This is a genomic window from Klebsiella sp. 141161, from assembly GCF_050600815.1.
Taxonomy (GTDB): domain Bacteria; phylum Pseudomonadota; class Gammaproteobacteria; order Enterobacterales; family Enterobacteriaceae; genus Klebsiella; species Klebsiella aerogenes.
Genome location: NZ_JAQIRN010000005.1, coordinates 395526 through 403384 on the forward strand (window position 1 = coordinate 395526; position 7859 = coordinate 403384).

General features: G+C 53.7%; 8 protein-coding genes, 1 pseudogene and 1 riboswitch. Of the genes and pseudogenes, 6 read left to right on the forward strand and 3 right to left on the reverse strand.

The features are described 5' to 3' along the window. The first annotated feature begins 160 nt into the window (after window positions 1–160). On the forward strand, window positions 161–796 hold the full coding sequence (locus PGR79_RS15975; RefSeq protein WP_113374383.1) for a helix-turn-helix domain-containing protein: 636 nt from the start codon (window positions 161–163) through the stop codon (window positions 794–796). A gap of 45 nt (window positions 797–841) precedes the next feature. Here PGR79_RS15975 and PGR79_RS15980 read toward each other — a convergent pair whose 3' ends face one another. Both PGR79_RS15980 and PGR79_RS15985 read right to left on the reverse strand, forming a co-directional pair. Further along, window positions 842–2818 (reverse strand): alkyl/aryl-sulfatase, encoded by a 1977-nt coding sequence (locus PGR79_RS15980; protein WP_430922021.1) that lies wholly within the window; start codon window positions 2816–2818, stop codon window positions 842–844. Between the two features lie 282 nt (window positions 2819–3100). After that, window positions 3101–3526, reverse strand: coding sequence for a hypothetical protein (locus tag PGR79_RS15985; protein ID WP_113374385.1), 426 nt, complete (start codon window positions 3524–3526; stop codon window positions 3101–3103). Window positions 3527–3838: 312 nt separating this feature from the next. Between PGR79_RS15985 and PGR79_RS15990 the strand changes: the two genes are divergently transcribed. From PGR79_RS15990 to fbaB, 5 genes are all read left to right on the forward strand, one after another. Further along, entirely contained in the window at window positions 3839–4297 is a 459-nt protein-coding gene (locus PGR79_RS15990) for an STM2901 family protein (protein ID WP_113374388.1), read from the forward strand. Next, window positions 4291–4620: a DUF1493 family protein gene (locus tag PGR79_RS15995; protein WP_032714951.1), complete on the forward strand. Its 330-nt coding sequence runs from the start codon at window positions 4291–4293 to the stop codon at window positions 4618–4620. Before PGR79_RS15990 ends, PGR79_RS15995 begins: the two co-directional genes overlap by 7 nt. A 106-nt stretch (window positions 4621–4726) precedes the next feature. Beyond that, window positions 4727–4823: riboswitch (TPP riboswitch) on the forward strand. A 34-nt stretch (window positions 4824–4857) separates the two neighbouring features. After that, window positions 4858–5631: a hydroxyethylthiazole kinase gene (gene thiM / locus PGR79_RS16000; RefSeq protein WP_087860193.1), complete on the forward strand. Its 774-nt coding sequence runs from the start codon at window positions 4858–4860 to the stop codon at window positions 5629–5631. Continuing rightward, the gene (gene thiD, locus PGR79_RS16005; protein ID WP_087860194.1) at window positions 5628–6428 is read left to right on the forward strand and encodes a bifunctional hydroxymethylpyrimidine kinase/phosphomethylpyrimidine kinase; all 801 of its coding nucleotides are present in this window, start codon (window positions 5628–5630) and stop codon (window positions 6426–6428) included. Before thiM ends, thiD begins: the two co-directional genes overlap by 4 nt. 148 nt (window positions 6429–6576) lie before the next feature. Then, window positions 6577–7629 carry a class I fructose-bisphosphate aldolase gene (gene fbaB / locus PGR79_RS16010; protein WP_015365768.1) on the forward strand — a complete coding sequence of 351 codons (1053 nt, stop codon included), beginning with the start codon at window positions 6577–6579 and terminating at the stop codon, window positions 7627–7629. Window positions 7630–7692: 63 nt separating this feature from the next. Here the strand turns inward: fbaB and PGR79_RS16015 are convergent. Beyond that, window positions 7693–7859 (reverse strand): annotated as a pseudogene (locus tag PGR79_RS16015) (cytochrome C biogenesis protein CcdA); the annotation flags it as partial.

The window sequence follows — 7859 nt, forward strand, 5'->3', positions numbered from 1 at the left end:
ATTCAAATGCGGACTAATTACTGGCCATTTTAAAGCGAATACTTTGCGTTGATAGTCCCATATGGGACTGGTCATTAGTGAGAAAATAATCATCTCGAATCCGCCATCACTTCGCTGCTATACTCGATACCACGGCAGACGGCGCAGCAAGGGGCATAGCGTGAATTTTCAGGATATCCATAGCTATTATCAACAACTCAACATTGATGCCTTTTTTCCGCAAATAATGGCACAAGGGGAGACCCTGACGGTTGCGGCAAATAAAAAATTAGCAATTCAGCCTGGATATATTTATTTTTGCGCTGAAGGTTCGCTATCAATATTAATGCCGGAGAACGGCCTTCATATTGGTAATTCCATTGAGTATATGCCGATTGGGCTTATGGAAAGATATTGCCCGCTGGCGAAGTTTGAATATATCGGCAGCGCGGCGGTGAAGCTGGTTAAAGTCACTTATGAGATCTTTGACCAAATCTTTTTACACGGCGGTCCTGAACGCGTGCAGGAGCTGGCGACCATTCTTACCTATATGTCGATTTTTACTATCGATCTTCATAACGAACGCCGGCAGATGACCAGCTACCAGACTATCAGACCGATGCTGTTTCGCTATCTCTATCGCCAGAGTACCCATCAGGGGGAAAACGAAGGCCTGGCGCTGTTTATTATTAAGCGCACTAATCTGTCGCGCACGCATGTTTTTCGGGTGCTGGCGGATCTGAAAGCCGGGGGCTATATCACGATGAAGCGCGGCAAACTGGTTTCCATCGACCGACCATTGCCGGAAGCTTACTAGCAAAGAGGGAAAACTCCCGCGACCGAGCGCCGCGGGAGCAGGGTATTATGGCGTAACGATGTCGAACCAGAATTCGAACTTGTCCATATAGCCCAGCATTTCATTGAGCTTATCGGCGTTACCGGTGATTTTCGCGTCGCCGTTATCGACGGCCTGCTTCAGCGTCTCCTCTTTGAGGATGATCTTATTCAGGGTGGCGCGGTTGAGGGCAACAGTGGTATCGGCATCTTTCGCTTCCGCGTTGGCGGTATGGTTCAGTACGCCGTTTTCCAGCTCCAGCTTATACTTGCCGCCGTCGCTGCCGAGATCGATATTAAAGACCGATTTCGCGTTACCCGCTTTCTCGCCATTGATATGCACCGCCAGATAGTCGAAGAACATTTCCGGGGTCATCGCGCGCACGGTATCCGGGCTGGCGGTGTTCGGGGTTGGCCCTTTCACCACGCCGTTACGCAGTTCCTGCGCGCCGGTGAGGTAGAAGTTACGCCACGGGCCGGATTCCGCCTGGTAGCCTAACTGTTCAAGGGCATCAGCTTCCAGATTACGCGCATCCTGGTTTTTCGGATCGGCGAAGACGATTTTGCTGACGACCTGGGCTACCCAGCGGTAGTTACCCTGGTCGTAATCCTCTTTCGCTTTCTTCATAATGGCATCGGCGCCGCCCATGTAATCGACGAATTTCTTCGCCGCTTCTTCCGGCGGCAGTTCGTCGAGGGTGGCCGGGTTGCCGTCGAACCAGCCGAGATACAGCACGTAGGTGGCTTTCACGTCGTGGCTAACAGAGCCGTAATAACCGCGGTTAGCCCAGGTGTTGGCAAGGCTATCCGGTAGTTTGAATTTAGCGGCGATTTCATCGCGAGTCAGCCCTTCGTTAGCCATACGCAGAGTCTGGTCGTTAATGTAACGATACAGGTCACGCTGGCTCTTCAGCAGGTTGACTACGTTTTCGTTGCCCCAGGTCGGCCAGTGGTGCTGAGCCATAATAATCTCGGCCTTGTCGCCCCAGCGTACGATCGCTTCGTTGATGTACTTCGACCACGGTAGCGGTTCGCGGATTTTCGCGCCGCGTAGCGAATAGGTATTGTGCAGGGTGTGTGTCACGTCTTCCGCGGATTCAATCAGTTTTTTCTCTTCGATGAACCACAGCATTTCCGACGGCGCTTCCGAACCTGGCGCCAGCATGAAGTCATAGGTCAGACCGTCAATGACTTCTTTCTGCCCGTCTTTTTCAATGATATTGGTTGGGGCAACCAGGGTCACGGTACCCGCCGAGGTGGTGGTGCCAAGGCCGGCGCCCACCTGTCCGGTGGCCGATGGTTTCAGCAGGTTGCCGTACATGTAGCTGGCGCGGCGGCTCATGACATTACCAGCCATGATGTTTTCTGCCACGGCCGCTTCCATAAAGCCGGACGGTGCGTAAATTTTTACTTTGCCGGATTTCACATCCGCTTCATCAACCACGCCGCGCACGCCGCCGTAGTGGTCAACGTGGCTGTGGGTGTAGATAACGGCGACAACCGGTTTCTTACCGCGGTTTTTGTAATACAGATCCATGCCCACTTTTGCGGTTTCCGCTGATACCAGCGGGTCAACGACGGTAATGCCTTCTTTACCTTCGATGATGGTCATGTTGGAAAGGTCCAGATTTCGGATCTGGTAGACGCCGTCGGTCACCTCAAACAGACCGCTGATGTTAATCAGCTGCGACTGGCGCCACAGGCTCGGGTTGACGGTATCCGGGGCTTTTTCACCTTCTTTAATGAAAGAGTACTGCTGCGGGTCCCACACGACATTACCCTGTTCGCCTTTAATCACTTCGGTCGGTAGTGCGGCAATAAAACCTTTATGAGCATTGGTAAAATCGGTGTTGTCGGAGAAGGGGAGTTGGTTATAGAGGGCGTCGTTGGCTTGTTTGGTGGCGGCGGTCGCTTCTTTTGCCGCGACTTCCGCCCATGCTGACAAGCTAATCGATGATAGCAAGCCGGCAATGGCTAATCCTTTCACTATAGGGGTCAATTTCATTGGAATCCTCTTACCTTAATGGCGATTCACTCGTTAATTCCGATCTGACATGGTGTTACAACTTGTAACGCTTCTTTGAACTATAACCAATTGTTTACATTGAGCAAGTTAATGATTACAAAAAAAATACATTAGTTAAAAAACTACTCTCTCGTAGGTAAAATGAGATTTATCCAATGGGATTAATGCCGCTTATTTAGCGCGGCGTTTGACGTGTCGGCTACTGCGGGGAAGGGGAAAAAGCAGCCCTTAGGCCGCTTTTAAATTAACAAGGAAGAGACGCTATTTGGCGTAGCCTAAAAATTTACCGTCCTGCATGACGGCAATTTTTCCGGATTGGTAGACAATAAAAACGTATAAACCCTGCGAATAGGTTTTCGCGTCAGCATTGCTTTCGTCTAAGGCTGCGGGTTTGCCATCAACTGTCAGACCGGTTGAGTTTGTGACCAGCTTCATGCCATTGAAGATCTTCACTTTTTTGCTGGACTGCGCTTTCTGCACGGGATATAAAGCCTGCGCATTTTCCAGCGCCTGTTTCTCCGCTGCGGCGTTCACCGCAGCCTGTTTGTTTTGTTCCGCAATATAACAGGCATCTTTACTGATCCCCTGTGCTTCGCACTCGGCCATACGCTGCGCCGGTGAACTGCAACCGGTCGCGATGGCTGCGCTGAGTACCAGCAGCAGCATAGAAACGTGTTTCACTTTCATCATTAACGACCTTAGTGTCGAAATTATTTTTAACATGTTATGCAACAAACTAACGGCAGCGGCGACTGCTGCGGTTACTGTGTCCGCTTAGTTCGTAACGCGTAGTAACTATGTCGTATGGTTATTAAGTGAATTGTGATCTAAATCAACCTCCGCACGGATAGCTAAAATTTTGTGTAATCGCTTACATGGCGCAGGAAAAAGAGGCGTCTCTGTGGCAAACGTACAAGGATGATACAACGACGCGTAATGACGGTATGCAAATCAGCCCTTATGATGGCGCTTTCTACAAGGATCATAAGGGATTATGAAGTGGATACTGTTGAGGAAATAAATGGAACATACTTTTTTGCGGGGCGTTCAAACCTTACCGCCTCAGAACTATTTTTCATGGTCTTTGTCTTCAATACTGCTGATCAATTTGGTATCAAAGATGTTGCCTCTGTATATGCACTGTATGCGGGTATAAATGATCAGGCGACACGGGCTAAACCCGGATCGGCAATTCCTGGAACATCCAGACTATCGAAAGGTGCCAGACGAGTATTTGGCAATAGAATGTTCCCATTTGGGTTAAAAATGCCTACATGGATTGGCGGTTATACTCCATGGACTGTAAAAAGGAGGATGGTGAGGAAAATTGGAACGTGGGTGGGACGGACTATTCCCCTCATGGGTGAAGTGATCATTGTGGCTGATGTATCGCAGATCATTTACAACACGATTATTGAATACAATACCATCGCGCGGGGCAACGATAAGCTATGGTAGAAGATATCGAAAAACGCGTCATCAAGTTGTTCACTATTCGTAGTGGGACCTATATCCTCAGGAACAAGAAATACGCTACATACACGGCAGACTCGAGCATTCATTTTGATGTCCAGTTAGATCAAGATGACGTTGAAGAGTTAGTTGAAGACTATGCAAAAGAGTTCAACGTCGACATGTCGAATTTCCATCTTGAAACATACTATCCCGAAGTCAATTTTTCATGGAATCCATTTAAAAAGCCTGAACCAGTAGATGTTCCAGAGTTCACCATTGATATGTTTATCCAGTCTGCCAAAGCCGGGAGATGGCTGTACGATTAAGGGACATATCGCCGGGAGACATACCGCTTTTGCCGTTTACAAGCCTTACCGCTGGCATTACTATCCTGATTAGAGATTAACGGAACGTTAGTCGCCATTTTTTGTACCAAATGACTCGGGGTGCCCTTCTTTGTGAAGGCTGAGAAATACCCGTACCACCTGATCTGGATAATGCCAGCGTAGGGAAGTCAGAGACCGCATGGTCTGCGCTGCTTCCTCATCTGGCGGGAGCAAACCATGCATCAACCGCTAAACCCGGCGCATATCGCGCACCTACAACAGCTTTTCCGCACCTCTTCGCCGCTCGTTCACTGTATGACCAATGATGTGGTTCAGACTTTCACCGCCAACGTGCTGCTGGCTATCGGCGCTTCGCCGGCGATGGTGATTGACCCTACGGAAGCCGCGCAGTTTGCCGCCATCGCCGATGCGCTATTGATTAACGTCGGGACCTTAACCGTTGAGCGCGCCAACGCGATGCGCGCGGCGGCGCAGAGCGCCCGGCAGGCTGGAAAACCCTGGACGCTGGATCCGGTTGCCGTCGGCGCGCTGACGCTGCGTACCGATTTTTGCCATGAGCTACTGGAACTGCGGCCTGCGGCGATTCGCGGCAACGCCTCGGAAATCATGGCGCTGGCGGGGAGCAGCGGCGGCGGGCGCGGCGTTGATACCACCGACAGCGCGGCCGCCGCGTTACCCGCCGCCCAGGCGCTGGCCCGTAAGCTTAATACCGTGGTCGCGGTGACGGGCGAGGTGGATTACATCAGCGACGGCGAGCGCACGCTTACCGTGAGCGGCGGTGATGTCTTGATGACGCGGGTGGTCGGGACCGGCTGCGCGTTATCCGCAGTTGTGGCGGCAAGCGCCGCGATGCCCGGCGATCGGCTGCAAAACGTGGCTGCCGCCTGCGGCCTGCTGAAAATGGCGGGAGGTGAAGCGGCGCGACACGGCGGCCCCGGCAGTTTTATCCCGGCATTCCTCGACGCGTTATACGCGGGGGTGTCGGCATGAAGCGGATTAACGCCTTAACCATCGCCGGCACCGACCCCAGCGGCGGCGCCGGGATCCAGGCCGACCTCAAAACATTTTCCGCGCTCGGCGCTTACGGCTGCTCGGTCATCACCGCGCTGGTGGCGCAGAATACTCGCGGCGTGCAGTCGGTGTATCGTATCGAACCTGACTTCGTGGCGGCGCAGCTGGATTCGGTGTTTAGCGACGTGCGAATCGATACCACGAAAATCGGCATGCTGGCGGAAACCGATATCGTTGAAGCGGTGGCGGAGCGTCTTGCTCGCTACCAGATTGCCAACGTGGTGCTGGATACCGTGATGCTGGCGAAAAGCGGCGATCCGCTGTTATCCCATTCAGCCATTGCGACGCTGCGTCAGCGCCTGCTGCCCCACGTTTCACTGATCACCCCGAATTTGCCGGAGGCCGCGGCGCTGCTCGATGCGCCGCACGCGCAAAGCGAGCGCGAGATGTTGGAGCAAGGCAGAGCGCTATTGGCGTTAGGCTGCGGGGCGGTATTAATGAAAGGCGGACATCTGGACGACGCCGAAAGCCCGGACTGGTTGTTCACCCGTGAAGGGGAACAGCGCTTTACCGCGCCGCGCGTGCTGACCAAAAACACCCACGGTACCGGCTGTACGTTATCTGCCGCGCTGGCGGCGCTGCGTCCGCGCTATGCCGATTGGGGACAAACGGTCGCCGAAGCGAAGGGCTGGCTGTCGGCGGCGCTGGCGCAGGCCGATTCGCTGGAAGTGGGGCACGGTATCGGCCCGGTGCATCATTTCCACGCCTGGTGGTAAATGGCAGTGAAACGAGACAGCAGAATCTACTGAAAAAACGCGCTCCCGGCTGGAAAATATGCTAACTCGGTACCAGGCTTAACCTGCCCATAATTTTTGGGTTGGGATAAAACATGCTGGCTGCGGCCAGCACTTACGGGAGATAGCTATGACTGATATTACGCAGTTGCTTGGCAAAGATGCCGACAGCCTTTTACAGCACCGTTGTATGACTATTCCAGCCGACCAACTCTATTTACCGGGAGCGGATTACGTCGACCGGGTGATGGTGGATAACAACCGCCCGCCTGCGGTGCTGCGTAATATGCAGACCCTCTACAATACCGGGCGCCTGGCGGGAACGGGGTACCTTTCCATTCTGCCGGTCGACCAGGGCGTAGAGCACTCGGCGGGCGCGTCGTTCGCCGCCAACCCGCTCTACTTCGATCCGAAGAATATCGTGGAACTCGCCATCGAAGCCGGCTGTAACTGCGTGGCTTCTACCTATGGCGTACTGGCCTCGGTATCGCGCCGCTACGCGCACCGCATTCCATTCCTCGTCAAGCTCAACCATAACGAAACGCTGAGCTACCCGACCGAGTATGACCAGACCCTGTACGCCAGCGTCGAACAGGCGTTCAACATGGGCGCGGTTGCGGTTGGCGCGACGATCTATTTCGGCTCCGAACAGTCGCGTCGGCAGATTGAAGAGATCTCCGCCGCCTTTGAACGCGCGCACGAGCTCGGCCTGGTCACCGTGCTGTGGGCCTATCTGCGCAACCCGGCATTCAAAAAAGATGGCGTCGATTACCACGTGTCCGCTGACCTGACCGGCCAGGCAAACCATCTGGCCGCCACCATTGGCGCTGATATCGTGAAGCAGAAAATGGCCGAGAATAATGGCGGCTATAAGGCGGTGAACTTCGGTTATACCGACGATCGCGTCTACAGCAAGCTGACCAGCGATAACCCGATCGATCTGGTGCGCTATCAGCTGGCGAACTGCTATATGGGCCGCGCCGGGTTGATTAACTCCGGCGGCGCGGCGGGCGGCGAAACCGATCTCGCCGATGCGGTGCGCACGGCGGTGATCAATAAACGCGCCGGCGGCATGGGGTTGATCCTCGGTCGTAAAGCCTTTAAGAAATCGATGAGCGAAGGCGTGAAGCTGATCAATGCGGTGCAGGATGTCTATCTGGACGGCAAAGTCACCATCGCGTAAGGCAAAAATCCGGGCGCGAGGCCCGGATTGACTATTTTACTTACCCCGGTCTCCGGGGTTTTTTTATGATTTTACTGCGCTGACGTTCAGCGGTTCAGCCGCTTCGCTGGTAGCAAAACCGGGCTGCTCAACGCGAATAAACGGGCACAGACAAAACGCCAGCAGATAGAGCGCGGTATAAGCCACCACCACGCCGATGGTGCTGAAGTGCGGCAGCAGCACCACCGCAA